This is a genomic window from bacterium (assembly GCA_024226335.1).
Taxonomy (GTDB): domain Bacteria; phylum Myxococcota_A; class UBA9160; order SZUA-336; family SZUA-336; genus JAAELY01.
Map to the genome: position 1 here is coordinate 1 of JAAELY010000200.1, position 971 is coordinate 971.

The following is a 971-nucleotide window of genomic DNA, read 5'->3' on the forward strand; positions in this document are numbered from 1 at the left end:
CGAGCGCGAAGAGAAGCAGCCGTTGGTGCCCAAGGAGTACGAACGCAGCCTCCCGCGAATGGCACAGGACGACCTCGACGTGTTCGTCGACGAGTTCGGACGCAAGCACTACGCGACACCAGATGGTCGTCCCGTTTGCGGTCGGTTGAAGCGCGTGCACAACAGGAAGATCGAGGACGAGGCATGCTTTGCACCACCGATGGCAAACGGGGCCTGTCGTGTTCACGGCGGAAAGGCCGGCGCTCCGATCCGGACCGGACGCTACAGCCGCGTGTTGAAGAAGATGCGCGGCGCGTTCGAGCGCGCCCGAGCGGATGAGGACTTGATCGATGCGCGTCGCGATCTCGCTGCGATGGACGTTCTCATCGAGCAGCTTTTTGAGCGCGTCGAAGAGCTGGACTCGCCGGCATGGCGCCAGGAACTCCTCGACACGTTTCAGCGTTTGCAGGCGGCCATTCGGTCGCACCGGCAGGCTCAGGTGTCCGCGGAGATGCGCAAGCTTGGCGAGCTCATCGGGCATGGAGCGAGCGTCGATCAGATTGCGAACGACCTGATCGCCAGTTTGGAGCGGCGGGCCAACCGCGCGGTGCGGATCGGCGAATTGGAGCTCCGGCGCAGCGAGAAGGTTACGGTCGAGGAGATGGCGGTCGTGCTGCGGGAGTTCCTCGGTGTGCTGGAACGGTCGCTTGATCCCGGCGTGTACCACAGCGTCCTGCCCGAGCTACGGCAGGTCACGACAGCTCGAAGAATCGGCGCCGGTTGAAAGCTACGGTGTCTTCTCCTTCGGGTCCTCCGATAACGACGCTTCAGCCGTCTGCGACTTGAGGAAACGGCGCGCATCGACAAAGAACGCCCGTCCTTCTCGAATGAAGGCGCCGAGGTCTCGCAAGATCTCCAAGTACGAGGCGAGCGCGAGGAACATCAATCCAAAGATCAGCTCGGGGCTCAACAGCGGGCTGACGGGGTCAGCG

At 63.2% G+C, this 971-nt stretch carries 2 protein-coding genes; one reads left to right on the top strand and one right to left on the bottom strand.

From position 1 onward, the window contains the following. The first annotated feature begins 271 nt into the window (after nucleotides 1-271). Nucleotides 272-763: a hypothetical protein gene (locus tag GY725_10115; protein MCP4004538.1), complete on the top strand. Its 492-nt coding sequence runs from the start codon at nucleotides 272-274 to the stop codon at nucleotides 761-763. 3 nt (nucleotides 764-766) lie between these two features. On the opposite strand, the gene GY725_10120 is transcribed toward GY725_10115, so the two are convergent. Further along, a partial coding sequence (locus GY725_10120; GenBank protein ID MCP4004539.1) for a hypothetical protein occupies nucleotides 767-971 on the bottom strand: 205 nt, incomplete at its 5' end.